General features: G+C 66.7%; 24 protein-coding genes and 1 tRNA gene. 9 read left to right on the top strand and 16 right to left on the bottom strand.

The window, feature by feature from the left end:
* Positions 1–2 precede the first annotated feature (2 nt).
* The 14 genes from ACNKFW_RS16820 to ACNKFW_RS16755 form a co-directional block, all read right to left on the bottom strand.
* Entirely contained in the window at positions 3–152 is a 150-nt protein-coding gene (locus ACNKFW_RS16820) for a DNA gyrase inhibitor YacG (RefSeq protein WP_024845225.1), read from the bottom strand.
* Positions 149–1,210, bottom strand: a complete 1,062-nt coding sequence (locus tag ACNKFW_RS16815) for a ribonuclease E/G (RefSeq protein WP_024845224.1) — start codon at positions 1,208–1,210, stop codon at positions 149–151. The genes ACNKFW_RS16820 and ACNKFW_RS16815 overlap by 4 nt, the downstream gene beginning before the upstream one ends.
* On the bottom strand, positions 1,207–1,839 hold the full coding sequence (locus tag ACNKFW_RS16810; protein ID WP_244314457.1) for a Maf family protein: 633 nt from the start codon (positions 1,837–1,839) through the stop codon (positions 1,207–1,209). The genes ACNKFW_RS16815 and ACNKFW_RS16810 overlap by 4 nt, the downstream gene beginning before the upstream one ends.
* 26 nt (positions 1,840–1,865) lie before the next feature.
* A complete protein-coding gene (infA, locus tag ACNKFW_RS16805) occupies positions 1,866–2,084 on the bottom strand; it encodes a translation initiation factor IF-1 (protein WP_010397442.1) in 219 nt (72 codons plus the stop codon).
* A gap of 182 nt (positions 2,085–2,266) precedes the next feature.
* A complete protein-coding gene (locus ACNKFW_RS16800) occupies positions 2,267–3,436 on the bottom strand; it encodes a FliM/FliN family flagellar motor switch protein (protein ID WP_147428850.1) in 1,170 nt (389 codons plus the stop codon).
* Positions 3,437–3,495: 59 nt separating this feature from the next.
* Positions 3,496–6,162 (bottom strand): ATP-binding protein, encoded by a 2,667-nt coding sequence (locus ACNKFW_RS16795; RefSeq protein ID WP_147428851.1) that lies wholly within the window; start codon positions 6,160–6,162, stop codon positions 3,496–3,498.
* The gene (locus tag ACNKFW_RS16790) at positions 6,152–6,394 is read right to left on the bottom strand and encodes a hypothetical protein (protein WP_024845220.1); all 243 of its coding nucleotides are present in this window, start codon (positions 6,392–6,394) and stop codon (positions 6,152–6,154) included. Before ACNKFW_RS16790 ends, ACNKFW_RS16795 begins: the two co-directional genes overlap by 11 nt.
* 8 nt (positions 6,395–6,402) lie before the next feature.
* Positions 6,403–6,765, bottom strand: a complete 363-nt coding sequence (locus ACNKFW_RS16785) for a response regulator transcription factor (protein ID WP_024845219.1) — start codon at positions 6,763–6,765, stop codon at positions 6,403–6,405.
* A 106-nt stretch (positions 6,766–6,871) separates the two neighbouring features.
* The gene (locus ACNKFW_RS16780; protein ID WP_024845218.1) at positions 6,872–8,158 is read right to left on the bottom strand and encodes a helix-turn-helix transcriptional regulator; all 1,287 of its coding nucleotides are present in this window, start codon (positions 8,156–8,158) and stop codon (positions 6,872–6,874) included.
* Between the two features lie 3 nt (positions 8,159–8,161).
* Positions 8,162–8,839 carry a response regulator transcription factor gene (locus tag ACNKFW_RS16775; protein WP_024845217.1) on the bottom strand — a complete coding sequence of 226 codons (678 nt, stop codon included), beginning with the start codon at positions 8,837–8,839 and terminating at the stop codon, positions 8,162–8,164.
* Positions 8,836–10,239, bottom strand: coding sequence for a LapD/MoxY N-terminal periplasmic domain-containing protein (locus tag ACNKFW_RS16770; protein ID WP_147428852.1), 1,404 nt, complete (start codon positions 10,237–10,239; stop codon positions 8,836–8,838). Before ACNKFW_RS16770 ends, ACNKFW_RS16775 begins: the two co-directional genes overlap by 4 nt.
* A 144-nt stretch (positions 10,240–10,383) precedes the next feature.
* On the bottom strand, positions 10,384–13,506 hold the full coding sequence (locus ACNKFW_RS16765) for an efflux RND transporter permease subunit (protein WP_024845215.1): 3,123 nt from the start codon (positions 13,504–13,506) through the stop codon (positions 10,384–10,386).
* A 37-nt stretch (positions 13,507–13,543) separates the two neighbouring features.
* Entirely contained in the window at positions 13,544–14,845 is a 1,302-nt protein-coding gene (locus ACNKFW_RS16760; RefSeq protein WP_024845214.1) for an efflux RND transporter periplasmic adaptor subunit, read from the bottom strand.
* Positions 14,846–15,782: 937 nt separating this feature from the next.
* Positions 15,783–16,121, bottom strand: a complete 339-nt coding sequence (locus ACNKFW_RS16755) for a transposase (protein ID WP_147428853.1) — start codon at positions 16,119–16,121, stop codon at positions 15,783–15,785.
* 186 nt (positions 16,122–16,307) lie between these two features.
* On the opposite strand from ACNKFW_RS16755, the gene ACNKFW_RS16750 reads away from it, so the two are divergent.
* Positions 16,308–16,381: transfer RNA gene (locus tag ACNKFW_RS16750), tRNA-Gly, on the top strand.
* Between the two features lie 92 nt (positions 16,382–16,473).
* Positions 16,474–17,145 carry a DUF6538 domain-containing protein gene (locus ACNKFW_RS16745; RefSeq protein WP_418025066.1) on the top strand — a complete coding sequence of 224 codons (672 nt, stop codon included), beginning with the start codon at positions 16,474–16,476 and terminating at the stop codon, positions 17,143–17,145.
* A 9-nt stretch (positions 17,146–17,154) separates the two neighbouring features.
* Here ACNKFW_RS16745 and ACNKFW_RS16740 read toward each other — a convergent pair.
* A protein-coding gene (locus ACNKFW_RS16740; protein WP_114669439.1) for an IS5-like element IS1248A family transposase occupies positions 17,155–17,912 on the bottom strand; the annotation gives its coding sequence in 2 pieces (ribosomal slippage) (positions 17,155–17,591 and positions 17,591–17,912; 759 coding nt in all).
* 872 nt (positions 17,913–18,784) lie between these two features.
* Between ACNKFW_RS16740 and ACNKFW_RS16735 the strand changes: the two genes are divergently transcribed.
* From ACNKFW_RS16735 to ACNKFW_RS16710, 6 genes are all read left to right on the top strand, one after another.
* Positions 18,785–18,952 (top strand): hypothetical protein, encoded by a 168-nt coding sequence (locus ACNKFW_RS16735; RefSeq protein ID WP_418025064.1) that lies wholly within the window; start codon positions 18,785–18,787, stop codon positions 18,950–18,952.
* A gap of 288 nt (positions 18,953–19,240) precedes the next feature.
* Positions 19,241–20,028, top strand: a protein-coding gene (locus ACNKFW_RS16730) for an IS5-like element ISPme2 family transposase (RefSeq protein WP_085999837.1) whose coding sequence is annotated in 2 segments (ribosomal slippage) — positions 19,241–19,577 and positions 19,577–20,028 — 789 coding nt in all. Because the reading frame shifts where the segments join, the coding sequence is not laid out codon by codon here.
* Between the two features lie 38 nt (positions 20,029–20,066).
* Entirely contained in the window at positions 20,067–21,281 is a 1,215-nt protein-coding gene (locus ACNKFW_RS16725) for a DUF6538 domain-containing protein (protein WP_418025062.1), read from the top strand.
* The gene (locus tag ACNKFW_RS16720; protein WP_323008768.1) at positions 21,272–21,460 is read left to right on the top strand and encodes a hypothetical protein; all 189 of its coding nucleotides are present in this window, start codon (positions 21,272–21,274) and stop codon (positions 21,458–21,460) included. Before ACNKFW_RS16725 ends, ACNKFW_RS16720 begins: the two co-directional genes overlap by 10 nt.
* On the top strand, positions 21,453–21,740 hold the full coding sequence (locus tag ACNKFW_RS16715) for a hypothetical protein (protein WP_010399169.1): 288 nt from the start codon (positions 21,453–21,455) through the stop codon (positions 21,738–21,740). The genes ACNKFW_RS16720 and ACNKFW_RS16715 overlap by 8 nt, the downstream gene beginning before the upstream one ends.
* Before the next feature lie 95 nt (positions 21,741–21,835).
* Positions 21,836–23,356, top strand: coding sequence for a hypothetical protein (locus ACNKFW_RS16710; RefSeq protein WP_418025060.1), 1,521 nt, complete (start codon positions 21,836–21,838; stop codon positions 23,354–23,356).
* A 119-nt stretch (positions 23,357–23,475) separates the two neighbouring features.
* Here the strand turns inward: ACNKFW_RS16710 and ACNKFW_RS16705 are convergent.
* Positions 23,476–24,233 (bottom strand): IS5 family transposase gene (locus ACNKFW_RS16705; protein WP_418025058.1). Its coding sequence is split into 2 segments (ribosomal slippage): positions 23,476–23,897 and positions 23,897–24,233, totalling 759 coding nucleotides; the frame shifts between segments, so codons are not numbered across the junction.
* Between the two features lie 161 nt (positions 24,234–24,394).
* Here ACNKFW_RS16705 and ACNKFW_RS16700 point away from each other — a divergent pair.
* A complete protein-coding gene (locus tag ACNKFW_RS16700; protein ID WP_418025057.1) occupies positions 24,395–24,829 on the top strand; it encodes a hypothetical protein in 435 nt (144 codons plus the stop codon).
* Positions 24,830–24,831 lie beyond the last annotated feature (2 nt).

Genomic DNA, 24,831 nt, shown 5'->3' with positions numbered 1-24,831 from the left:
TTTCACGCTTCCCCGTCATTATCTGGAACCGGTTCGGCGGGAATGCGGTAGTCGCCGCGCAGCCAATGCGCCAGGTCCACATCCGCGCAGCGGCGCGAGCAGAAGGGGCGATACCGCTCGGCGGCGGGCTTGCCGCAGATCGGGCATTTCATGCCTTGTCCTCCGGCCGGGCGAGGCGCGACAGCGGCACGCGGTCGCGCTTGCGGCTGATCTCGTAAAGCCCCATCGCGGTCCAGCCGATCAGCACCGTCTCGGCCGGGTCGGGGCGGAAGGCGGCGCGCAGCACCTGGTCCAGCGTGCCGCGGTCGCGCTTGGGCATGGGCGCGAAATCCACCACGATCTGGCCGCCAAGACCGCGCAGCCGCAATTGCCGCGACAGGTCGCGCGCCAGGGCGATGTTTGCCTTGAGCCCAGCCGCCGGCGAATGGTCGCCGCCGGTATTGACGTCGATGGCGACCAGCGCGCGCAGCGCCTCGATCTCGGCCCAGGCGCCGCCGCCCAGTTCCAGGCGCGGGCGCAGCAATTGCAGCGCCGCCGCCTCGGCCCCGCTCGCCTCGAAGGCATCGGGCGCGTCCTCGACGGCGTCGGGCGGCGGGTCGGCCCAATCCTGCCATGCCTGTTCGGCAGGCTCGGGCGCGTCGAGCAGCAGCTCGGGCGCCCCTTCGCAATCGGCCGCGACGGCTTGCGCCAGTTCCAGAAGCTGCCCAAGCTCGGTCGCGATCTCGTCGTCTCCGGCCGTGGCTGCGGCGGAGCGGAAGACGATGCCGGGCGCATCTTCCCGGCCGTCCAGGGCGGACAGGCCCAGGCCGGCCAGCCCGTCGCGCAGCGCGCCGTCGCGAATCCGGCGCGAGACGTTCACGCCGGGCGCTCCGGGCGTCACGATCACGTGCCGGCCGCGGAAATTCAGCCGCGCCGAGACCGGAACCGCCTTGCCGTCCTCGGCGCAGCCGCTGACCTGAACCAGCAGGGACTGGCCTTCGCGCAGGCCCGAGCGGTCGCGCAGGAAGCCGCGTGCGCCTTCGGGCAGGCGCAGGAAGACGCCGCCCTGGCCTTTGACCAGCCGGTCCACCCTGGCGCGGCAGATCGCGCCGGGGGCAAGCGGGGTGACGCCGGACGGATCGACGATCAGATCCTCGAGCCTGCCGTCCTGCATCAGCGCCGCCGCATCGCGGCCGAAAATCCGTCCCAGGACGATCTGGCGTCCCTTCATGTTGCTTTTCCTTGAATTCCGATGGCAGCCAGAAGCGTCGCGGTTTCGGCCAGCGGCAGGCCGACGACGCCGCTGTAGGAACCCTGCATCCAGATGGCAAAGGCCGAGGCATGGCCCTGGATGGCATAGGCGCCGGCCTTGCCCTGCCATTCGCCGGTGGCGAGATAGGCGTCGATCTGCGCGGCGGTGAGGGGGCGGAAGCGGATGACGGTTTCCACCAGCCGCTCGCGCAGCCGGCCGCCATGGGCCAGCGCGACCGAGGTCAGCACCCGGTGCCGGCGGCCCGAGAGCAGCTGCAGAAAGCGCCGCGCTTCGGCGGCATCGGCGGGTTTTCCCAGGATCCTGCGCCCGGCCACCACGGCGGTATCGGCGCAGAGAACGGCGTCTCCGGCGTGACCGGCAAGCGCCGCGGCCTTTTCGCGCGCCATGCGCCGCACATAGTCGCGGGGGTTTTCCCCGCGCTGCGGGGCTTCGTCGATTTCCGCCGGCAGGATCCTGTCCGGCACGATGCCGATCTGGGCCAGCAGTTCCAGCCGGCGCGGACTGGCCGAGCCGAGAACCAGCGCCGGCGCGGCGGCGCTTTGCAGCGGGGACTGGGCAGCATCCCGCAGATCTTGCACCGCTGTCATCCTAGGCTCCCGGACGGTCGGCGGGCTTACTTGAAGCGGTAATTGATCCGCCCCTTGGTCAGGTCATAGGTGTTCATTTCCACCTGGACCTTGTCGCCGGCGAGGACGCGGATGCGGTTCTTGCGCATCTTTCCTGCCATATGCGCGATGATCTCATGGCCGTTCTCTAGCTCGACCCGGAATGTCGCGTTGGGCAGGAGTTCCTTCACGACACCGGGAAATTCGAGCATTTCTTCCTTGGCCATGTTCTCTCCTGTAGGATGACCCGCGCCTTGGGCGGGCGCAAGCTACATGCGTCCAGACGGGCGGTTTTTCAAGGGGAATCTGGACCTGGGCGGGCTTTCCTGGGTCGGATGGCCTGTCGGCGCCGGGATTTCGCGGAAAAGTTGCGCGATTGCGGCATTCGGGCAGGGCGCGCGCCGGCGGTTCATCCGGCCCTGACCAGGGGCGGCACCGGCTCGGCAAGGCGGAAGGCATCGGGATGGTCAAGATCCGCCAGCGGCAATTCGGCCTGGTCGGCGGGCGCTGCGCCCTCCGGCGGCGGGGCGAAGCTTTCCGCCCGCCAGCCGTCCTGCACAGGCAAAGGGGCCGCCGGCGCCACGCCCTGGCCGGTACCGCGCAGGCGGATGGCATGGAAGCCGTCCTTTTCGCCCAGCCGTCCGCGCGCAAGAATCTGGCCGTGCACGGTTTCCACCCTGGCATCGTCGAGCACGTTCTGGGGCAGGGGCAGCAGCGATCCGGGCGTGAGGCTGCGCAGCTGATGCAGGCTCAGCTTGCGACGACAGAGAATGCCGGCCAGCCGCACCGGCGCCTGCTGCATCGGCCCGGCCAGCGTTGCCGGAGCAGGCGCGGCCTTGGATGGGGCGGGCAGTCGCGCCGGGTTTCCGGCGCCGAGCGGCGGATCGGCCAGCGTTCCCGGCTCGACGGGCAGGGCGATCATCAGCCGGCCGTCGCGCTGCCCTCCGCTGCCCAGGCGGAAGCGAAAGTCCAGCCGCGCCATTTCGCCATCCTCCAGCATCAGCGACAGCGGGCGGGGATCGTCCAGGTAGGTGGCATAGCGGAAGGCGCCGAAATCGGGGCAGCCCGGCTGCGACGCGCATTCCCGGCCCAGTTCGGCCAGCAGCGCGTTCACGAAATCGGCCGAGATCGCGGCATCCGTCCGCGTGGGCCTGCGCGGCGGCGCGGCGCGCGCGGTGACGCGCCCAATCGCCTGCATTTCGATCAGCGCGGCCAGAAGGCCGGGGCAAAGCGCGGCCACGCCAAGCGCGTCACGCCGCCCCCCCAGCACAGCCAGCAAGGCACGCTCGGGCAGCAGTTCGGGCAGTTCGGCCAGCACCATGCCCGACCGTTCCACCTTTTCGACGAAGACCGGCAGGTGCAATTGCTTCTCGGCCGCGCGGGCGAGGGCGGTGGCGGCGGCACGTTCCAGCCGGAATTCCGCGACCTGCCGGGCCGAAGGGCCGGCCGCCGCGCGGGCCCGGTCGCGTTCGGCGATCAGGCGGCGCAAGACCTGGCCGGGCGCCGGGGCGGCGGACCCGTCCCGTTCCGCCCCGGCCTGTCCGGGGTCGTCCGACTGTTGCCTTGCTGCGCTTTCCATTGCGGTCCGAATCGATGCTGGCTTTGGCGCAAGATGGCATGGACCGGTTGCGAAAAGGTTTAACCCGTCGCATTTTCGGCATTTTCCGTCCCGCGATGTGGGCGCGGCGGCCGGGGCGGCAGCGCGATGCGAAAGCAGGCGCCGCCCTGGCCCGGCAGATAGCTGATCGAGCCGCCAAGGAAGCCCATGATTTCCTTGCAGATCGCCAGCCCCAGCCCGGCGCCGCCGGCGCGCGAGGGGTCGTCCAGCCGGGCGAATTTCTCGAAGATCAGCGCGCGGTTCTCGGGGCGGATGCCCGAGCCGTTGTCGTGGATGTCGATCTCGGTTCCCCCCTGGGGGCTGCGGCGGGCGTCGATGCGGATCGCCGGCTCGCTGGCGTCGCAATATTTCCGCGCGTTCGAGATCACGTTGATCAGCACCTGCAACAGCCGGTCGGGGTCGGTGATGACCGGCAGATGCTCGGCCACGGGGTTGCGGCGGATGGCGAAATCGCGCCCCGCGGCGCTTGCGCCGCCCGCGGCCAGCGCGCGCTCGATCAGGTCGTGCAGGTTGACGATGCCGGGCTTCAGTTGCGCCCGGCCCGATTCCAGCACCGAAAGATCCAGCAGGTCGTCGAGCAGCCGGGTCATGCGCCCGGCCTCGTCTTGGATGATCCCGGCAAAGCGGCTGCGGTCGGCGGCGGGCAGGTCGGGCTCCATCAGGATCTCGGAAAAGGCGCGGATCGAGGTCATGGGCGTGCGCAACTCATGGCTGATCTGGCCCAGGAAGGCGTCCTTCTGCGCCGAAAGCACGGTCAGCTTCTCGTTGCTTTCTCGCAGCATGGCGGCAGTTCGGGCCAGTTCGGCCGAGGTCAGTTCCAGCCGGCGGTTGTCTTCGCGCGCGCGGCTAGCCTCGCCCGCGACCTCCATCAGTTCGGCCACGGTAACGGAGCCGCGTCCGCCCACCCGCGCCATCAGCGCCGAGGCGGTTGCCGCGCCCACCGTGCCGGCCAGGTGGCGCTCGAAACCCGCCAGGAAGCGCGGCGTCAGGTCGGGCAGATAGCCGGATTTCCCCTGGCCCTCGGCGGCCTTGCGGAACACCTCGAGCGCGTGGTCGTTGCCCCAGATCCGCCCGGCCAGCGTCAGCAGCGCCTCGGCCTGGATCGCCGGGGCGGTTTCGCTGGCGGAGGCATCGGGGGCTATGGCATGGACGAAGGACAGCGCCTGCAACCGCTCGGTCGGTTCGGGGAAATCCACCAGCGAGATCAGCACCAGAAGCAGCAGGTTCACCGCCAGCGCCAGCAGCACCGCGCCGGCGAAGGCGTCGATCCCGGCCGGAAACGCCGGCGGCGCGGCCAGCCCCAGCGACGGCAGGAAGATCGCCCGCCCCCAGATCAGCGCCCCGGCCACGATGCCGGCGATGGCGCCGCGCCGGGTCGCGCCGCGCCAGACCAGCCCGGCGACCATGGCGGGCAGCACCTGCGCCATGCCGGAAAAGGCGACCGTGCCCATGGCGGCCAGCGCCGTGGTGCCGCCGGTGGTGCGGTGGTAAAGCCAGCCCGCGCCGATCACCGCCACGATGGCCAGCCGCCGCGCGTTCAGCATCAAGGTGCCCAGATCCTCGCGCGCCTGGGCCGGCTCGGACAGCGCGGTCTGGCGCAGCCACAGCCACAAGGGCACGAGCCAGTGATTCGCCATCATCGTCGACAGCGCGATGGCGCTGACCACCACCATCGACATGGCCGAGGAAAAGCCGCCCAGGAACACCAGCGCCGCCAGCGTGTCGCGCCCCTGCGACAGGGGCAGGGCCAGGACGTAAAGGTCGGGATTCGAGCCCTTGGGCAGCAGGTCCATGCCGACTACGGCGATGGGCAGCACCAGGAAGGACATGGCGGCCAGATAGGCGGGAAAGGCCCAGCCGGCCTGGCGCAGGCGGCTCTCGTCATTGGCCTCGACCACCAGGACGTGGAACATGCGCGGCAGCACCATGACCGCGGCGCCCGACAGGGCGATCAGGGTGAACCAGCGTTCGGGCCGGATCTGCCAGCCCTCGCCCCCGGCCGAGACGGCCATGCGGTCGATGCGCGCCAGCACGTCGGCCGGCCCGTCGGCCATGCCCCACAGCACATAGCCGCCGACGGCGAGAAAGGCGGCAAGCTTGATCACCGCCTCGACCGCGATGGCGATGACGACGCCGTGGTGGCGCTCGTTCGCGGCCAGGTTGCGGGTGCCGAACAGGATGGCGAAGGCGGCCAGCCCGACCGCCACCCACAGCGCGATATTGCCGGGCAGGGGATGGCCGCTGCTGGCAAAGGCCGAAAGCGCCATCGAGACCGATTGCAGTTGCAGCGCGATATAGGGGGTCGAGGCCAACACGCCGATCAGCGTCACCAGCGCGGCGAGCGCGGCGGATTTGCCGAAGCGGCTGGAGATCAGGTCGGCGATCGAGGTCACGCGATGCAGCCGCGCCACCCGCACCAGGCGTCTGAGGCCCCACCAGGCGCCGGCAAAGACGATGCCGGGGCCAAGATAGATGGTCAGGAACTCCAGCCCCGAGCGGGTGGCGTAGCCGACGGCGCCGTAGAAGGTCCAGGCCGAGCAATAGACCGAGAGCGACAGGGTATAGATCACCGGCCGGTCCATCCAGCGCCAGCGGCCGGCGGCTGCGGCGCGGTCGGCGGCATGGGCCAGAAGGAACATCAGCGCGACATAGACGACCGAGGCGGCGCCCAGGGTTTCAGGCGTCATCCTCGTCCTCCGGCTTTGCGCGCCCGATGGCGCGATGCAGCGCGGCGGTCGCGGCGATGGTCAGCGCCCAGCTTGCCGCCAGCCAGACCGCGCCGCGGCCGTAGCTGAAATATTGCGGCAGCCAGATCGGCGGCAACACCACCAGCACCGCGAACAGCACCGGCAGGACGCGGGCCGCATCGCCCAGCCGGCGCTTGCGATAGGCGTCGCGGCCCAGAAACAGCCGGCGCATGCGCGACCCTAGCCCGCGTCCAGAAGCTCGCGCACCATGGCGCGCAGATCGGCATTGGCAAAGGGCTTGGCCAGCGTCCGGTCGGCGCCCTGGGGCAGGTTCGCCATGCCGCGCGCGCTGAGCAGCAGCACCGGCAGCGCCTGCAGCTCGGGATCGGCGCGCAGGTCGGCCAGCACCTCGGCGCCGCTGCGGCCGGGCAGCATCACGTCGAGGATGACCAGCCGCGGCGCCAGCGCGCGGATGCGCTGAAGCGCGTCGCTGCCCTCGGGCCATTGCTCGCATTGCCAGCCCTCGCGCGACAGGATGAAGCGGACCGCCTCGGCGATGCTGGGTTCGTCTTCGATCAGCAGCACATCGACACTTGCGGTCACGGGCGACCCTCCTGGAGATTCGCGGCGATCATGGCGGCGGGCGCGGGCGTTGTCAAAACCAGGCTGCTTTCGGATCAGACCGCTTCCGGATCAGGCCGCTTCCGGATCAGACCGGCCCCAGGATCGAGGGCTCGTGCCGGGCGGCGCAGGCCGGGCGCGGGCAAATGCGGCAGGCCGGGCCCACCGCCAGCGCCGGGCGGCCGTCGCGGCTGGGGGCGGGGTGGAGCAGCATCTGCGCCCGGCTGAGCGCGGGGCCGCCGAAACCCATCGGCAGCAGCCTCTCGGCCACCGCCCAGGCGGCGAAGCGGTTGCCGTTCGTGGTCTCGATCAGCCGTGCCACCGGCAACTGCGGTTGGGCCAGCGCCTCGAACAGTGGCCAGAGCGCGCAGCCCTCGCCCGGACGCGGCAGCTCGAAACCCGGCGCGGCCAGGCGGAACAGCGTCGCGCCCGAGCCGTCGCAGACCACCAGCCCGGCCTGCGCCCAGGGGCCGGGACGCAGCATGCCCAGCCGGCGCAGCACCAGCTCCAGCGGCCGCCCCAGCCGCGCGGCGATCAGCGCCGGATCGCCCGCCGCCTCGCCCGCCTCTTCCACAGCCGCCGCCAGCGCCGCGTCGGGCAGGGCGGCGCGGTCGCGGGCCTGGGCCGCCAAGAGATCCTGCGCCATGGCCCGCGCTGCATCCGAGGCCAGTTCCGCCGCATCCGCGGGTTCGGGCTGGCCGGCGGCGATCCAGGCCTCGACCTCCTCCTGCGGCGACATCGGCACCGCCTCGTCCTCGAAACTGTCCAGATAGGCCACCAGCGACTGCGCGGTGCGCGACAGGCGCTGGCTGTCGCTGTCCAGGTTGGCGTGGAAGCGGTCGCGCCATTCCGGCTCGATCTCGGGCGTCTCGGCCAGGATCGAGGCGGTCGAGCGCAGCGCCGTGACCGCCGATTGCACCTCGTGCAGCGTCGCCAGCAGATAGGGGTCGCGAGTCATGCGGTCCGACAGCGCGATCAGCCGGCGCTCCAGCGCATCGGCGCGGCGCGCCGCCCCGGCCAGCGCCGAGGCCCAGCCGGGAAAGCGGGCGGCGAACTCGGCGATCTGGTCCAGTTCGACCGGGGCGCCGGGCTGGTCGGCGGCGCGCGCCGCCGCCTCGCGCAGGGCGCCCACCAGCGCCTCTTCGCGGTCCGAGGCCAGTTCGGTCGCGTCGATCTCCAGCGCCTCGGCCAGCCGCGACAGCAGCTCCTCGCCGACCGGGCGGCGGTTATGCTCGATCAGGTTCAGATAGGCGGCCGAGATCTCGGCCCGCCGCGCCACCTCGGTCTGGCGCCGGCCGAGCGACAGGCGGCGCTCGCGGATGCGGGTGCCGATCAGGGGGCGGGCGACGGGATGGCGGGGCAAGGAACGTGGCATGGCTCAGATCCCGTCGCGGGTTTCCTCCAGGTGACGGATCGCCTTGACGACCAGGTCGGCAAAGCTTTGCGCCGACAGCTTGTCCTTGAGGGTCTGGCTGACATTCGACACCGTCTTGTAGCTGATATTGGCCCGCTCGGCGATCTCGCGATAGCTGAGCCCCTCGGCGATGGCGCGCAGGATGTCGAGCTCGCGCGGGGTCAGGCGCGGGCGCGGCGGCGTGGCGCCGGGCCGCTCCAGCAGGGCGATGCGGCGCGCCAGGTCGGCCGGGACGTAATCACCGCCGTCCGCCACCGCGCGCAGCGCCTCGCAGATCTCCTCCGAGGGCGAGTCCTTCATGGTGATGCCGTTGCAGCCGGCCTGCAGCGCCCGCCGCGCGATGATCGGGCTGCGATGCATGGTGAAGACCAGGATCGGCTGGGTCGCGCCCGCGGCGCGCAGACGCTCGATCAGCCGCAGCCCGGCCAGCCTGGCTTCGCCCATGGTCAGGTCGACGACGATCACGTCCGGCGCCTGCCGCCGCCAGGCCCGCCAGCCCTGCGAGGGAGTGGCCGCGGCGATCACCTGGCAATCCAGCCGGCCGCGGGTGATCCATTCCCAGCCCTCGGCGACGACCGGGTGGTCATCGACGATCAGCACGCGCAGGGGCTTGTCGGGCGGGGCAAGGGCGGTTGCGGTCATCGGGCTGGTCCTTGGTCGGTCGGGCAGGGCAGATGGCATTCGGTCAGGGTCCAGCCGCCCGCGCGCCGCGGCGGCCGGTAGCGGCCGCCCAGAGCGTCGGCGCGGTCGCGCATCCCGGTCTGGCCCAGCCCTGCGCGCTCTGCTGCCGGGGGGCGGCCGCCATCGTCGGCGACCTGCGCGGTTATGCCCGTGTCCTCGCGCGCCAGTTCGACCCGGATCCTGGCCGGCGCGGCATGGCGCAGCGCATTCAGCACGCTTTCGCGCACGAAGCGGTAAAGCGCGATCCGCCCGGCCTCGCCCGGTTCGGGCAGGTCGGGCGGGCAGTCGAGCGTCATGGCGGTATCGGGCGCGATCTCGGCAAATTCGATCAGCAGCTCTTGCAGCATCTCGGCCAGGCTCGCGCCCTCGGCCGGGGCCAGACGCAGGTCGTCGATGGCGGCGCGGGCGCTTTGCCGGATCGCCCGGGCGTGGCGCGAGACCGCGGCCAGCGCCTCGGACAGGGCCGGATCGCGGGCGGTTTCGGCGGCGCGGCCGGCCTGGCCCACGGCCGCCTGCAGCGCGAAAAGCTGCGGGCCGATGCCGTCATGCAGGTCGCTGGCGATGCGGGCGCGCTCGGCCTCGGCCAGGGTCAGCATCCGGCCTTGCAGGCGGCGGTTCTCGGCCCGCTCCTCGGCCAGATGTGCGGCCAGCGCGTTCACGCCATCGGTCAGCGCCGCCAGTTCCGCCAGCCCGGTCTGCGGCGCGGGATGGTCCAGATCGCCCGCCCGCATCCGGTCCAGCGCCGCGCCAAGAAGCCCCAGCCGCCGCAGCACCAGCGCCGTGATGGCCATGGTGACGCCGATCGCCGCCAGCGCCATGGCGGCCAGCAGCGGCAGGATCAGCCGGAAGTCGGCCCAGGCCTCGGCGATCTCGTCGCGGGGATCGCTGCGGATCTCCAGCACGCCCAGCACATTGGGATATTGCGCGATGGCGATCAGCTCGCGCTGCGGCTCGGGGCGGATCAGCGCGGCGAACCATTCCGGCACCCGCCCGGGCGGCAGGCGCGGCGGCAGGGCCAGCGCGACCGGCTGACCCGAGGCGTCGCGCAGCTCGGCGGACAGGTGCCGCTGCGCCTCGATTTCGGCGGCGATGCGGGCGGCCTGCTCCATCATGTCGCGCCGCTCGAAGGCGGTGGGCAGGTGCAGCGTGGCAAAGGCATTGGCCAGCCGGAAGGCCGAGCCGGTCTCGTCCCGGACCGAGCCGCGGGCATTGAGGACCAGCACCGAGGCGACGACGGCGCAGATCGCAAGCCAGGCCAGGGCCGAGCCGCCAAGCGCCAGAAGCCGCAACGCCACGCCATGCGGCCGCCCGTGCCGGGCCGGCGCGTCATCGGCAGCCGCGATGTGGCTGGTTGCGTCCATGTCTCTCCCTGCCGCCTGCGGCGGCTCCCCAAGGAAAGACTAGGATGCGGATCGGGGCGGGGCAAGCGGGCTGCGCGTCCCGCGAAGGGGCCAAAGCGAAAGGGCCGGGATGCAGTCCCGGCCCCTGGAGATGCGGTGCCCGGCTCAGGCGTGCGAGCCGGCGGGCTCGGCCGGTTCGGGGCGGCCGAGCGCGCGCCGCACCAGCACGAAGAACAGCGGCACGAACAGCACGCCCAGCACCGTGGCCGAGACCGTGCCGCCCAGCACCGTGGCGCCGATGGTGTTGCGGCCGTTGGCGCCGGCGCCCGTGGACAGCACCAGCGGCAGCACGCCCAGCGAGAAGGCGACCGAGGTCATGATGATCGGCCGGAACCGCTGGCGTGCCGCCTCGGCCACCGCCTCGTAAAGCGGCTTGCCCTGCTCGGCCTGCTCGCGGGCAAATTCGACGATCAGGATGGCGTTCTTGCCGGTCAGGCCGATCACCGTCAGCAGGCCGACCTGGAAGAACACGCCGTTGTCGAAGCCGCCCAGCCAGGCCCCGACCAGCGCGCCCAGCACGCCGATGGGCATGGCCAGCATCACCGCGAAGGGGATCGACCAGCTTTCGTAAAGCGCGGCCAGGCACAGGAACACCACCGCCAGCGACAGGCCGTAAAGCAGCATGGTCTGGTTGCCGGCCTGCTGCTCTTCCAGCGAAAGCCCGGTCCAGGCCACGTCGAAGCCGGCCGGCAGCTGCCCGGCCAGTTCCTCGATCGCGGCCATGGCCTGCCCGGACGAGACGCCGGGCGCCGGGCTGCCCTGGATCTGCATGGCGGGCACGCCGTTATAGCGGTCCAGGCCCTGCGGCCCATAGCTCCAGCGGCCCTCGGCGAAGTTGGAAAACGGCACCAGCCCGCCCGAGCTGTTCCTGACCCGCCACTTGTCGATGTCGGTCGGCAGCGCGCGCGATTCGGATTCCCCCTGCACATAGACCCGCTTGATCCTTCCGCGGTCGATGAAATCGTTCACATAGCGCCCGGCCCAGGCGACCGAGAGCAGGCTGCCCACATCGGTGGCCGAGACCCCCATGGCGCCCGCCTTGCGCCAGTCGATGTCGAGATTGTATTGCGCCGCGTCCTCCAGCCCGTTCGGTCGCGCCGAGGCGATGCGGCCGTCCTGCCCGGACATGCCCAGCAACTGGTTGCGCGCGTCCAGCAATTGCTCATGCGCCTGGCCGGCGCGGGCCTGCAGGTAGAAGTCGAAGCCCGAGACGTTGCCCAGCTCGATCACCGAGGGCGGCACGATGGGGAAGGCCATGGCGTCGCGGATGCCCATCAGCGCCGGAAAGGCCCGCCCGGCGATGGCCTGCACCGACTGCTCGGCACCCGGCCGCTCGTCCCAGTCCTTGAGTCGCAGGAAGGCGATGCCCATGTTCTGCCCCGATCCGGCGAAGCTGAAGCCCGAGACGCCAAAGAAGGACTCGACATTGGCGGATTCGTTCTCGGCGAAATAATGCTGGATCTGGTCGATCACCGCATCCGTGCGCTCGGAAGTGGCGCCGGTCGGGCCCTGGATCAGGACGAACATGATGCCCTGGTCCTCGTCGGGCAGAAAGCCGGTGGGGGTGCGCAGGAACAGCAGGACCATGGCCGCACCGATGCACAGATAGATCAGCATCATCCGCAGCGGCCGGCGGATCAGCCAGTTCACCGAATTGCCATAGCCATGGATGGTGCGGTCGAAGCCGCGGTTGAACAGGCCGAAGAAGCCGCGGGTCTTGTGGCCGTGCTCGTTCTTCAGCAGCGTGGCGCAAAGCGCCGGCGTCAGCGTCAGTGCCACCAGCACCGACAGGCCCATGGCCGAGGCGATGGTGATGGCGAACTGCTTGTAGATCACTCCGGTCGAGCCGCCGAAGAAGGCCATGGGCACGAAGACCGCCGACAAGACCAGCGCGATGCCGATCAGCGCCCCGGTGATCTGTCCCATGGACTTGCGGGTGGCCTCGCGCGGCTCCAGCCCTTCCTCTTCCATGATACGCTCGACGTTCTCGACCACGACGATGGCGTCGTCCACCAGCAGGCCGATGGCCAGCACCATGGCCAGCATGGTCAGCGTGTTGATGGTGAAGCCAAGCGCCGCCAGCACGCCGAAGGTACCGAGCAGCACCACCGGCACCGCCAGCGTCGGGATCAGCGTCGCGCGCCAGTTCTGCAGGAACAGCAGCATGACGAAGAACACCAGCACGATGGCCTCGATCAGCGTCTTGACCACCTCTTCGATCGAGATCAGCACGAAGGGCGTGGTGTCGAAGGGGATGACGTATTCCATGCCCTCGGGGAAGAAGCGGGCGAACTCCTCCATCCGCGCCTTGACCCGCTCGGCCGTGTCCAGCGCGTTCGCGCCCGAGGCCAGGCTGATCGCCATGCCCGAGGCCGGCTGGCCGTTGTAACGGGCATTGGTCATGTAGTCCTCGGCGCCGATCTCGACGCGGGCCACGTCCTTCAGCAAAATCAGGCCGCCGTCCTGTTCCGCGCGCAGCACGATCTGCTCGAAATCCTCGGGGGTGGAGAGCAGCGATTGCGCGGTGATGGTGGCGTTCAGCATCTGCCCCTGCGGCGCCGGCTGGCTGCCGAAGGAGCCGGCCGAGATCTGCGCGTTTTCCGACGAGACCGCCGCCACCACGTCCGAGGGCGTCAGCTCATAGGCGGCCAGCTTCGACGGGTCCAGCCAGATGCGCATGGCATATTGCGCGCCGAAGACCTGGACCGAGCCCACGCCATCGACCCGCGAAAGGTCGTTGACCAGGTTCGAGATCAGGTAATCGGCCAGGTCCACCTGTTCATAGCGGTCGTCCGACGAGGTCAGGCCGACGACCATCAGGAAGCCCGAGGCGGATTTCTCGACCGTGATGCCCTGGCGCTGCACCGGCTCGGGCAGAAGCGCGGTGGCCTGCGCCAGCTTGTTCTGCACCTGAACCTGGGCGATGTCGGGATCGGTGCCGGTCTCGAAGGTCAGCGTCGTGGTCGAGGTTCCGGCCGAGGTCGAGCTGGACGAGAAATAGCGCAGCCCGTCCAGCCCGGTCATCTGCTGCTCGATGATCTGGGTGACGGTATTGGCGACCGTATCGGCCGAGGCGCCGGGATAGGTGGCGCGGATCGTCACCGAGGGCGGCGCGATCTGCGGATATTGCGCCACCGGCAGCGATGCGATCGACAGAAGCCCGAGCCCCATGATCAGGATCGAGATCACCCAGGCGAAGACCGGACGGTCGATGAAAAAGCGGGCCATGTGCGGTTCCTGTGCTGTTCCCTCGCGGCGTCCGGGGTCAGTTCGTCGGCTGTGCGGCGCCGGCCTCGGCTGCGGTCTCTGCACCCGCGGCTTCCGCGGCGGGTTGCTCTGCGGGCTCTTGCGGGGATTGCCCCGCGGGCTGTTCGCCGGTGCCGGCTGCGGGCGCGGCCGCTTCGGCGGCCCCGCCTGCCGCGGCTTGGGGCGCGGCGGCCTGGCGTTCCTCGGGCGTCACGGTCATGCCGGGGCCGATCTTCTGCAGGCCCTCGACCACGATGCGGTCGCCGTCATGCAGCCCCGCGCTGACGATCCAGCTATTGCCCATGTCCTGAAGGATGGTCAGCTGGCGCTGCTCGACCGCATTGTCGGCATTGACCACCAGCGCGACGGGCTGGCCGCGGCGGTCGCGGGTGACGCCTTCCTGCGGGGCAAGGATCACGTTGCGCGCCGTGGCCTGCTGCACCACCGCCTGGACATACATGCCCGGCAAGAGGGTGCGGTCGGGATTGGCAAAGGCCAGGCGCAGCGTCACCACGCCGGTCGTCTCGTTCACATAGGGCTCGGCCGCGGTCAGCCGGCCTTCCTGGGCGTATTCGGTGCCGTCGGCCAGGCGCAGCGTCACCTTGCGGTCCGGCTGGCCCTCGGCGGATTGCGCCGCCATCTCGCGGCGGAAGCGGATCAGTTCGGCGGCCGATTGCGTCACGTCCACATGCACCGGGTCGAGCTTGCGGATCACGGCAAGCGGCGTCGGCTGGCTGGCCGTCACCAGCGCGCCCTGGCTGGTCTGCGCCAGGCCGATCTCGCCGTCCAGCTCGGCGCGGATCGTGGTGCGTTCCAGTTCGATGCGGGCGGTCTGCAGCTGCGCCTCGGCGACTTTGACCGCGGCCTCGGCCGAATCGCGGGCGGCGATGGCATTGTCGGTCGTGCTTTCGCTGGCGACGCGGCGGTCGCGCAGGGCGCCCACGCGCTCGGCCTCGCGGCGCGCCGCCTCGGCCTGGGCGCGGGCCTGGGCCACGGCGGCCTCGGCCTGGGCGACGGTGGCCTGGTAGGTGGTGGCGTCGATGCGGAACAGCGGGTCGCCGACCTTCACATGGCTGCCTTCCTCGAACAGCCGCTCGGTGACGATGCCGTTGACCTGGGGCCGCACCTCGGCCTCGGCCGAGGCGGTGACGCGGCCGGGCAGGGTGGTGGTCAAGGGCACGTCCTGGGCGTGAAGCGTGACCACGGTCACGGCCGGCGGCGGCATCTGCGAGGGATCCTGGGCCAGGACGGCCATCGGAGAAAGCCCCGCCGCGAGCGGAAGGATCACGGAAATCGCCATGCGGCGCGATAGCGCGAACATCGGTTTGCTCCGGCTATTTGCTGACGGTTGCATAACGAACAGTTTCGCATGGGATGATCAATCCCGAAACCGCTTCGGTCCGCGACGTTGCGCCACCGGCGAAACCCGGCCGCAGGCTTGGGGCAGCGGGCGGCCCGTTGAGCCACTCCGCGATCATTGGGCGGGCTCTGGGGTGATTTAAGCTGCTCTCCGGCTCTGCCGGTCGGTTTCGCTCTGGTTGACGCAGACCGCGGCGGGCGGCTGTCCGCCATGGGCGGCGCGAGGCCGCTCTGGTGGCTGCAGAAGGCGATCCACCTGCCGGCGCCGGCCCTGGCCTGCGCGCCGGTCTCCCAGGCGTGCGGGTAGGCGCATTCATGCATCAGGGATCGCCGGAGGCGCTCGATGAAGACGGTGTCGAGACAGCGCCCCTGCCATCCATCGAGATGCGGGTGCGCAACGCAGAAATCCGCCGCCGGCGTGTTCGAGATGCGCCAGGCCAGCAGCTTGCGGGGGAACCGGTCCATGACGGCGACCGGGCAGAGGCAGCCCCGCCGCATCGGCAGATCGGCGATGCCGGCGCACCCGACCTGGTCGGGTTGCTCGACCCGCGCCCCCCCCCAGCGGATAGGTCTTGCGCCCCGGCGCGGGCCTGCTGGCAGCGGGTTTCCGGCGGATCGGCATCAAGCGCATGAGCCGCATCAGCCGCCGGCTGCGCGTGACGTTCACGGCATGGCCTTCGTTGTGCAGGGGCCGGGTCATCTGCTGCACGCCGGCATCTGCTGCACGCCGTAGCAGGGCGTTTCCGGAAATTGCCGGTCGATCAGCCGCATAGGGGCGAGGTTCATCCCGGTCTCGTCCCTTGCTGCGCAACAGGACGCGGACCGCGGGATCGAGGACCGCGGGATCGACAGCAGGCGGCATGGCGCCCCGAGCGACAGCGCGGGACGGGAGCGTTCAATCATCGCGTTCGGGATCGGCCTTGAACCGGTGGCGGTTTCGATCCCTCATCACTGGCCGGTCCAGGGCCTGGGCTTTCCGGACAGGAAGCGTTGGCGCCGGCCGGCTTCCCGATCCGGGCGTGCAGCGACCGCATCGTGGCCTCATCGATCCCAGCCTTCTTCCCGCCGCGTTCGAAGATGTCCGACGCCCCTTCGAGCAGCGCCTTCTTCCATTGATGGATCATCGTCGGGCGCACGCGGTATTCCGCGGCCAGCTCCGGCACGATGCGCCCGCCCTTCGCGGCCTCCGGCGCCACCCGAGCCTTGAAGCCCGCGTCATGGTTCCTGCCTTTCGGCATCGTCCGATCCCCTCGTCCCTGGAGACCAGAAGACGGCGGATCGCAGCTTGCCTCACTGGCCGATTCTCGGCGGATAGCTCACCTCGACTGGCTGCGTTACCGATGGGGTATTTGAGGAACGAAGAAGCGCCGGGCGCAGATTGGCCTTGCGGCGGCCGGCTCGAGACAGTAAGCAATCCGGGCCTCGCGGGTGTAGCTCAATGGTAGAGCCGCAGCTTCCCAAGCTGAAGACGAGGGTTCGATTCCCTTCACCCGCTCCACGGCTTCCCCAGCAAACACAATAAAAGCCTTGCATTGCTGGGGTTTGTGCCGCTTTTGGTTCCAAAGTTGGTGCCAGAATGGGGGGTCTGCGATGGCTGGTCAGGTCAGGCATTTGAAAGTCAAGAACGGTCGATTCTATGCCCGCATCGCCGTCCCGGCGCATCTTCGCCAGATCATCGGAAAAACCGAACTGGTCACGCCGCTAGGTGGCGAACGTCGTGCTGCCATGAAGGCGCTGCCCGCCGCCGTGGCGATGCTTCAACGCCAGATCGCCACCGCCGAGGCATCCACGGCCGGCGACCGGCAGGCCGGCCCGAACGGTCCTATCACGACCGCCGACTATGGCCGTGCCGTCTGGCAACGCTACACGGCGGCATTGGCCGAGGACGAAGCGAAACGGGATCGCCTGCCGAGCGTGGATGCTATCGAGGTAGAGCAAGACAAGCTGATGCAGAGGGCGCAGGCAGGTCAGATCGCGCTTGCTGACCCTCTGGCCGTGCTGGACGCCTCGCTTGACCTGCTGGTGATGAAGGATGCCCAGGCATTCGACCAGAGCGCCCGGCAGGCCAAGCTGGACGCCCTACGCGCCGACCTGACCGAGAATCGGACGCATCTGGTTGAGCATGAGATAGACGCTTACCTTGATCGCCATAGTCTGACCGCGCCCGAGGGATCGGCGGAACGCGCCACCCTGGCAAAGCGGATCATGCGCGCCGAGATAGAGGCGCTACAGCGCACCCTGGAGCGGGACCAAGGCAACTAGGGTCAGGATTCATAACCAATAAATGACGGTTGCCGCGAGCGCGATGGCCGAGAGGAAGACCTTCGGGCATCTGTCGTATCGGGTTGCCACGCGCCGCCAGTCCTTGAGCCTGCCAAACATGATCTCGATGCGGTTGCGCCGCTTGTATCGGCGCTTGTCGTATTTGACCGGTGTCTTGCGCTGCTTTCGGCCGGGGATGCAGGCTCGTATCCCCTTGTCCTGCAAGGCTTCCCGGAACCAGTCGGCGTCATAGCCGCGATCCCCGAGCAGCCAATCGACCTTTGGGAGGCTGCTGAGCAACGCCCGCGCCCCGATGTAGTCGCTGACCTGCCCTGCGGTGACGAACAGGTCGAGCGGTCGGCCCTGGCTGTCACAGATGGCATGCAGCTTCGTGTTCATGCCGCCCTTGGTCCGGCCGACGAGGCGTCCACGCCCCCCTTTTTCACGGCCAAGCTGGTCGCGGTGCGGTGCGCTTTCAGATAGGTCGCGTCGATCATCACGGTCTTTTCCTCGCCGTGGTCGGCGGCCAGCCCGATCATCATCCTGGCGAAAATGCCTTTCTCGCTCCAACGCTTCCACCGGCTGTAGAGCGTCTTGTGCGGCCCATACTCCCTGGGGGCATCTCGCCAGCGCAAACCATTGCGATTGATGAAGATAATCCCGCTTAGAACACGCTTGTCATCGACGCGTGGCTTGCCGTGCGACTTCGGGAAGAAAGGGGCAAGCTTGGTCATCTGCTCGTCAGTCAGCCAGTACAGGTCGCTCATGTCACCGCTCCGTTTTCCGAGCCGTGAATCACGTAGCACACTGAAAATCAATGCATCCTGACCCTAACCCAAATCAGCCTCCGGAAAACCCGGCGCGGTTCATCCCGAGCGTGCGGAACAGATCTACCGGGCCAAAGCCTCCGGAGTGCTCAAAGCTGAAGTTCGAGCTATACACGAAAAACTCTTCGAAAAAGTTGAAGATGAGAATGAGAAGGCAATCGCACTTCTGATGGTGGTCGTGGGGTTATGGCTGACGGATCGTGTCTGGAGTTCCACGGCAGAATCCGATTCCCTTCGGCAGTCGCTGGGTCAGACCTACCGGCGGGAGTGTCAGGAAATGCTGTACGAGTTCTTGGTGGAGCAGGCTGGATAGGCTTCCCGTGCCTGAACCATGATGCAGTCTTTGCCCGAGGCTCCGACCGTCTCGGGCGACCTTGCATTTTATCTCGCCAGCAGCCCGACCCTGGGGCATCTCTTGGGGCATAACCCTCTCCGTCGCCCAACCGCCATGACGAAGCAGGTCGCGAGCCAATCTAAGCTATTCCGTCGAAAAGGTCCGGAAAGATCCCGTTCGTGAGAATAGAAAATATCATCTTCTTATTGACTTAGATGAATTGGCTGGGGCGGTAGGATTCCTGTTAGACGGAAGATCTGGTACCAGAATGTTGCCAACTGGTGGCCAGGCGGGGCAACAGGCGGGGCGCTTACTCAACCGGCATCGTAAGTTTCCATGCAGCGGTCGTAGGCTGCTTCAGGGATCTTCTCTAAGGCTGGGTGGCCCGGTTCATACAGCTTAGGTAAATCCCCCCCGTATGAGGTAAACTGAGGAACCTCTTGTATCTGAAATAGAAACAGAAACAGGAGCTTACTTGATGACCAAAAACAACTTTCAGCGCCTTGTCAAGCCTGCCTTTCATTCAGTTAGACGTTGGCTGAGCCTTATGCTGATCGCATGGGTGGCATCCCGGATCAGTCGGGAACTGGCCATGGCGATCTACACGGAAGCTCTCAAGGCGGGGTGGTACGATGCAGCCCGGTGACGTGGTGGTAATCGCTGCCTTTGACGAGGTGCCGGAGCATCTGTTCCAGACCGAGCAGGTGCTGATGACCATGTGACGGGGATCGTCCTCACCGGCCCGTTGGCGGGGGCGTACGGAGAGCCAGGCTTCTCGATGATTCTCAGGGTCATTGAGGACGACGAGCCTCGGCTGGGAACTCAGCAGTCCCTCTAAGCCAAAGCAACCAATCGGAAAAATCAGAAACACTAGGGCGTGTTGACAAAAGGGATTCACCGGGCGCGGTGATCGTGATTCAAGCTGGTATCTGCAATGGAGACCAGCGTGGCACGAAACCTGATGTCGAACGACGAGTGGGCGTTCTTTGAACGCTTCATCCTGGCTGTCCGTTCTCCGAACGGCCGCAAGCCCACGAACCATCGGCTTGTTCTGGATGGGATTTTCTGGATCGCCCGAACGGGGTCGCCCTGGCGCGACCTGCCGGAAGAGTTCGGCAAATGGTCGTCTGTCTATCGGCAGTTCCGGCGCTGGACGTTGGCGGGGCTGTGGGAACAGATCCTGGAGGCGCTGAACGAGAGCCGGATCGTGCCGGATGCGCTGCAGATGATCGACAGCACCGTGGTTCGCGCTCATCATCAGGCAGCGGGCGCAAAAGGGGGACTCCGCGCCAAGGTTTCGGCCGCTCGCGAGGTGGCTTCACGACCAAGATCCATCTGCGGGTCAATGCGGCAGGCCTGCCCATGAGAACCGAGATCACGGCCGGGCAGACATCGGACTACCTCGGCTTCGATCTGGTCATGGCTGACAACCTGCCCGAGCCAAGCGTTCTGCTCGCAGACCGCGGCTACGACTCCGACAACATCCGCAAGACCATGGAGGTGCGCGACGTGGTGCCGGTCATCCCCATGCGCAAAACCCGGAAGCTACGGGTCGCCGTTGACCGCAGGCTCTACCGCCTGCGCAATCTCGTTGAGCGGTGCTTCAACAAGCTCAACAATGCCCGTCGCGTCGCCACCCGCTACGACAAGACCGCCGAAAGCTTCCTGGGCTTCATCGACATCACGTCGATCCGCCTCTGGCTCCGCCATTTGTCAACATGACCTAGAAGAATGGGGCGGATGCCCCAGATGGAGGTCGCATGTCTGTGCGGATCAAATACGCATATCTCAAGCAACAGACTTGGCTGTATCGCAGGAACTACCCAAAGGAACTCCAGCCTGTTCTGGGGCAGGCCATGAAGCAGTCGCTGAAGACCGGGGATGCCCGGATCGCCAAGGCACGGGCCGCCGAGGTCAATGCCAAGTATGAGGAGGTGTTGGCGAAGGCGAGGGCGGGGCAGGTGGTGGAGAAGCCGGTGCCCGTGATGGTGGCGCCACCGGTGTTCTCGCCCGTGGTGCTGGTGGGGCGCAGGACAGTCAAGGAACTTGCCCGTACCTATCTCGATCGCCGGTCGCGGGAACTTCAGCACGGTGGGTTCAAGTCGGTCAGGTTCTCGGTCGGCCTGTTCGCGTCGGCCTATGGGACGAGGCAGATTGGGGCCGTCACACGTGACGATGCCGTGGCCTTCGTGCGGAAGGTGGCGCTTCTCGGCTGTCATGCCGGGAAGTCGTGGCGAACCCGTGGCTATGGGCTGGACCAACTCATTCAGGCCAGCCATGGCGAACGTATCTCTGCCCGGACACAGCGGCGGACGGTCAGTCAGGTCGGGCATTTCCTGGATTGGGCGGTGTACGAAGGGGAGTTAGTGGCGAATCCCTTCAAGACCGTGCGGGTGGAGGCCAAGGGCAAAAACCGCAGTTACGCGGCACTGACGGACGCCGAGGTCGGGAAGCTGGTGGGCTTAGACGATTCCCGGATCGGTGACGTCCTGCTGTTCTGCCTGTTGACCGGGATGCGAGCCGGTGAAGCTGTTGGGCTGGTCAGGGAGGATTTGGTCTGGAAGGGCAATCTGGGCTGGTTCGTCTGGGTCAGGCCCAATGCGGTGAGGACCCTGAAAACCGATGCTGCCGAACGCTTTGTCCCGCTGCATTCAGCCCTGACTCCGGTTCTGGAAAGGCTGCCGAGGCAGGGGCGGCTGTTTCCTGATCTGACGGTTTCGGTCGTGACCAAGCGGTTCGCGACGATGCGGACGGCTCTGGCGCTGGACCGGCCCGGTGTCGTGTTCCATTCCACCCGGAAATGGTTCGTGACGCAGTGCGAGCGGGCAGGGGTGCCGGAGCATTTCACGGCATCCATCGTCGGGCACCAGTCGGCACGGTCGGAGAACAGGATGACTTACGGCATCTACTCCGCCGGGATCAGCGATGAGCAGAAACGCGAGATCGTCGAGAAGGTGGGGCTGCCATGCCCCTGATACCTGACATTGACGAGTTCGAGGAGCGGGCCGCTATCATGGAATATGATGGCGGTCTTTCTCGTTCCATGGCCGAGGATCGGGCGGCGCAGGAGCAGGGTTTCCGGGATGCGGCCCAGTTCCGGGAAGCCCTTGCCTATTACCTGCACACCGGGCGTCTGGGAGGGTGGGATGACTGAACCCCTGGAGGTCTATTCTCTCGTGCAGCGTGACGGGCGGTGGTGGCTGCCCTACGGCCCAGAAGCCGATGCCGAAGCTCTGGCACGGGTTTTCAGCAGCGATTGCTCGGTGGTGTTCCTCGGGCCTGATGGTGGCAGCCTTGCCTATGATGTCACGGATGAGGGGGAGGAGGTGGTCAGGCTCGATGATGGGGCATGGCTTCCTCTGACATCCGCTGTTCTCGTCCCGTGGCAGCAGCAGGCCATTCAGCTTGTCATGGATGCCATCGACTGCATGTAGGCTTTTCCTCGGCGGCTTCGGTCGCCGGGGATCACCCACTTTTCTTTTTTCTTCGGAGACCCAAATACATAGGCCAACACGAACACGGGGACAGGATGCAACAACAGTTACAAGGGGATGAGCCAGCCAACAAGAAGCAGGAGGCGATCTTCGATCCTCAGCATTCCCGGCCTCTGAGCACCACGATCTGGACGGAAGACCCCGCCTTGGTCGGTCTGGTGCAGGATATCTGGAACCAGCACTTTGCTACCGGGGAGGCAGAGAAGCAGAAGGGCGGCAAGAAGCCCAGACGGCCTTATATCGAGCAGCTACGGGTCTTGGTGACGGACCTTTATCTGGCGTGGCAGGAGGATCCTCTTCTATGCTTGGGTATGCCCTTCTCGGAGGGGGCATGGGATAGCCAATCCCGCTATAACCCCTTGGGGCTTTCCAAGCATCTGGTGGTGCTAGTGAAACAGCTACAGGTGGCAGGTCTCGTGCGAGTATCGGCGGGAAGCTTCGTCGCCCCCGGTGCGAAGGGTAACCGGACGGGCAGGATACAGGCCAGCACGGAGCTTCAGAAACGATTCGAGGTGTTGGCTGTTGATGGTCGATCTATCCAGGTCGTCCCCTCGGAATGCGTTATCCTGAAGGAGGGTGAAGGGGATTATAGTCGTGCAGTGGAATACCAGGACACAGATAACACCCTCTGCATGAGGCAGGTGTTGAAGGCTTATAACGATCTGCTGGCTCAGACCTTCATCGACATCCCCACCCTGGAGCAGCCGTGGGTCGTCCGGCAGGACAACAGGGGAAAGGACATCAGGGTCGCTGTCGGACCTCGCCATCAGCTTGTCAGGCGAATATTCAGCCGGGGTTCATGGGAGATGAACGGGCGGTTCTATGGCCCGTGGTGGCAGGGGCTGAATAGCAAGCTACGATCACAGATATTCATCAATGACACTCCGACTGTCGAGATCGACTTCAAGGCCATGCACATCCAGATTCTGGCAGCGCAGCAAGGGGTGGAGCTTCCTCCTGATCCCTATGAGCTTCCCCCTGGACAGTTCCCCGATACCGATCCTGATGAGCAACGCAGGCTGGTCAAGCAACTGGTGCTGACGGCTCTGAATGCCAAGGATACTCGTTCTGCCTGTTCAGCCTTTCGGGAAGGGCTTGAGGTTGGACATCCCGGGAAACACTTGAAGAATACTACCCTCCAAAAGACCATCGACGCCTTTAGCGAGCATGTCCCGGCGCTGGCGGGTAGCCTTTGCTCGGATGTAGGCATCAGGTTGATGTTCACTGATTCCCAGATTATGGAGTGGGTTATCACGCATTGCACTCTCCTGGGTTTGCCTGTTCTGACCATTCACGACAGTGCCATCATCCCCTACACCCACAGCAAAGTATTAGCAGAAGCGATGAAGCAGGCTGCTGTTGAGGTGGTCGGTCGGGAAATTCCCTTGGAAGCAAAGGCTCTGGGGCTGGACACGATGCAGGATAGTCCTGTTCATGTTCGACAGGATTTCCAGACATGGCGCGAGACGGAACGCTGTGAGGGATACCTGACAAGGCTCAAAGAGTGGGAGGATACTACAGGAAGGGAGCTTGTTCCTTTCAGTATGGTTAGATGAGGAGGAGGGAAGGAGGATGCAGGAGGAAGGCTTCGATAGTCCTTCTTCCCCCCCTTCTTCCCCATACTTATACATATCAATGTTTTGTATATGTGAGACTGGAGCTCTAGGGTCAGGATTCATAACCAGTAGATGACGACCGCGGCGAGGGCGATGGCTGAGAGGAACACCTTGGGACAGCGATCATAGCGTGTCGCGACACGCCGCCAGTCCTTGAGCCTGCCGAACATGATCTCGATGCGGTTGCGCCGTTTGTATCGGCGCTTGTCGTATTTGACGGCCTTCTTGCGCTGCTTTCTACCAGGGATGCAGGCGCGTATCTCCTTGTCTTTCAACGCCTCTCGGAACCAGTCGGCGTCATAGCCGCGATCTCCGAGAAGCCAGTCGACCTTGGGCAGACTGCTCAGTAACGCCCGCGCACCGATGTAGTCGCTGACCTGTCCAGCGGTGACGAACAGGCTGAGCGGTCGCCCTTGGCTGTCGCAGATGGCGTGCAGCTTGGTGTTCATGCCGCCCTTGGTTCGACCGATCAGGCGACCACGCCCCCTTTTTTCGCGGCCAGGCTGGTCGCAGTGCGGTGGGCTTTCAGATACGTCGCGTCGATCATCACGGTCTTTTCCTCGCCGTGTTCCGCAGCCAGACCGACCATCATCCGGGCGAAGATGCCTTTCTCGCTCCAACGCTTCCACCGGCTGTACAGCGTCTTGTGCGGTCCGTAGGCTTCAGGGGCGTCGCGCCAGCGCAAGCCATTGCGATTGATGAAAATAATTCCGCTCAAGACCCGTCTGTCATCGACCCGAGGCTTGCCGTGGGACCTGGGGAAAAAAGGGGCAAGCTTGGCCATCTGCTCGTTGGTCAGCCAGTACAGGTCGCTCATGTCACCGCTCCGTTTTCCGAGCCGTGAATCACGCAGCGCGTCGAAAATCAATGCATCCTGACCCTAGACGGGTATGTTTCTGTCCTCTCAGGCTTCTTGTCCGCTTGAAATACGTTCTTGGCGATCCTAACCTCGGGTCACGGTTTCTTGATGAGGTTTCAATGAGGGTCACATTCGAGCAGTTGGTGCAGGAAGTGAATACAGCCCCGCCGAAGAGGAAGCTGCGAAGGCTGCTAGAGCGGACAGACCTTCCTGCCGATATCAAGGCGATCCTGTTCGAACTGTCAGACCTTACAGTCCAGATCGGCGGTAAGGTTCTTGCAATAGGTCGCAAGTTGCTCGACTTCGCGCTCAACCTATTGCGGGCCTTTCCCGCTATGGCTTTGGGTGTGATCGTTGCCTATGTAATGGCTGCTCTCATCGCGTCATTGCCGGGAGGGCCGATCACCAGACGGCTTGCTGCGCTCCTTACTCCTCTGCTACTGGTCTTAGGGATCGGTCATGGTGTTCTGGTGGACATGGGCAGTCCAGATTTCCGGCAACGAGTGGACAGACTGCTCGATTCCTTTGGTGCTCTGGTGGGTGTTAAATCGTGACG

Origin of the sequence: Paracoccus sp. TD-10 (genome assembly GCF_048270675.1) — a bacterium.
Classification (GTDB): Bacteria; Pseudomonadota; Alphaproteobacteria; order Rhodobacterales; family Rhodobacteraceae; genus Paracoccus; species Paracoccus pantotrophus.
This window is presented reverse-complemented; position numbering and strand designations above follow the sequence as displayed.

Bases quoted from the DNA above. Each gene is read 5' to 3' on its own strand.
- ACNKFW_RS16820 (WP_024845225.1), bottom strand. From the start codon at position 152: ATGAAATGCCCGATCTGCGGCAAGCCCGCCGCCGAGCGGTATCGCCCC.
- ACNKFW_RS16815 (WP_024845224.1), bottom strand. From the start codon at position 1,210: ATGAAGGGACGCCAGATCGTCCTGGGACGGATTTTCGGCCGCGATGCG.
- ACNKFW_RS16810 (WP_244314457.1), bottom strand. From the start codon at position 1,839: ATGACAGCGGTGCAAGATCTGCGGGATGCTGCCCAGTCCCCGCTGCAA.
- infA (WP_010397442.1), bottom strand. From the start codon at position 2,084: ATGGCCAAGGAAGAAATGCTCGAATTTCCCGGTGTCGTGAAGGAACTC.
- ACNKFW_RS16800 (WP_147428850.1), bottom strand. From the start codon at position 3,436: ATGGAAAGCGCAGCAAGGCAACAGTCGGACGACCCCGGACAGGCCGGG.
- ACNKFW_RS16795 (WP_147428851.1), bottom strand. From the start codon at position 6,162: ATGACGCCTGAAACCCTGGGCGCCGCCTCGGTCGTCTATGTCGCGCTG.
- ACNKFW_RS16790 (WP_024845220.1), bottom strand. From the start codon at position 6,394: ATGCGCCGGCTGTTTCTGGGCCGCGACGCCTATCGCAAGCGCCGGCTG.
- ACNKFW_RS16780 (WP_024845218.1), bottom strand. From the start codon at position 8,158: ATGCCACGTTCCTTGCCCCGCCATCCCGTCGCCCGCCCCCTGATCGGC.
- ACNKFW_RS16775 (WP_024845217.1), bottom strand. From the start codon at position 8,839: ATGACCGCAACCGCCCTTGCCCCGCCCGACAAGCCCCTGCGCGTGCTG.
- ACNKFW_RS16770 (WP_147428852.1), bottom strand. From the start codon at position 10,239: ATGGACGCAACCAGCCACATCGCGGCTGCCGATGACGCGCCGGCCCGG.
- ACNKFW_RS16765 (WP_024845215.1), bottom strand. From the start codon at position 13,506: ATGGCCCGCTTTTTCATCGACCGTCCGGTCTTCGCCTGGGTGATCTCG.
- ACNKFW_RS16760 (WP_024845214.1), bottom strand. From the start codon at position 14,845: ATGTTCGCGCTATCGCGCCGCATGGCGATTTCCGTGATCCTTCCGCTC.
- ACNKFW_RS16755 (WP_147428853.1), bottom strand. From the start codon at position 16,121: ATGCCGAAAGGCAGGAACCATGACGCGGGCTTCAAGGCTCGGGTGGCG.
- ACNKFW_RS16745 (WP_418025066.1), top strand. From the start codon at position 16,474: ATGGCTGGTCAGGTCAGGCATTTGAAAGTCAAGAACGGTCGATTCTAT.
- ACNKFW_RS16735 (WP_418025064.1), top strand. From the start codon at position 18,785: ATGACCAAAAACAACTTTCAGCGCCTTGTCAAGCCTGCCTTTCATTCA.
- ACNKFW_RS16725 (WP_418025062.1), top strand. From the start codon at position 20,067: ATGTCTGTGCGGATCAAATACGCATATCTCAAGCAACAGACTTGGCTG.
- ACNKFW_RS16720 (WP_323008768.1), top strand. From the start codon at position 21,272: ATGCCCCTGATACCTGACATTGACGAGTTCGAGGAGCGGGCCGCTATC.
- ACNKFW_RS16715 (WP_010399169.1), top strand. From the start codon at position 21,453: ATGACTGAACCCCTGGAGGTCTATTCTCTCGTGCAGCGTGACGGGCGG.
- ACNKFW_RS16710 (WP_418025060.1), top strand. From the start codon at position 21,836: ATGCAACAACAGTTACAAGGGGATGAGCCAGCCAACAAGAAGCAGGAG.
- ACNKFW_RS16700 (WP_418025057.1), top strand. From the start codon at position 24,395: ATGAGGGTCACATTCGAGCAGTTGGTGCAGGAAGTGAATACAGCCCCG.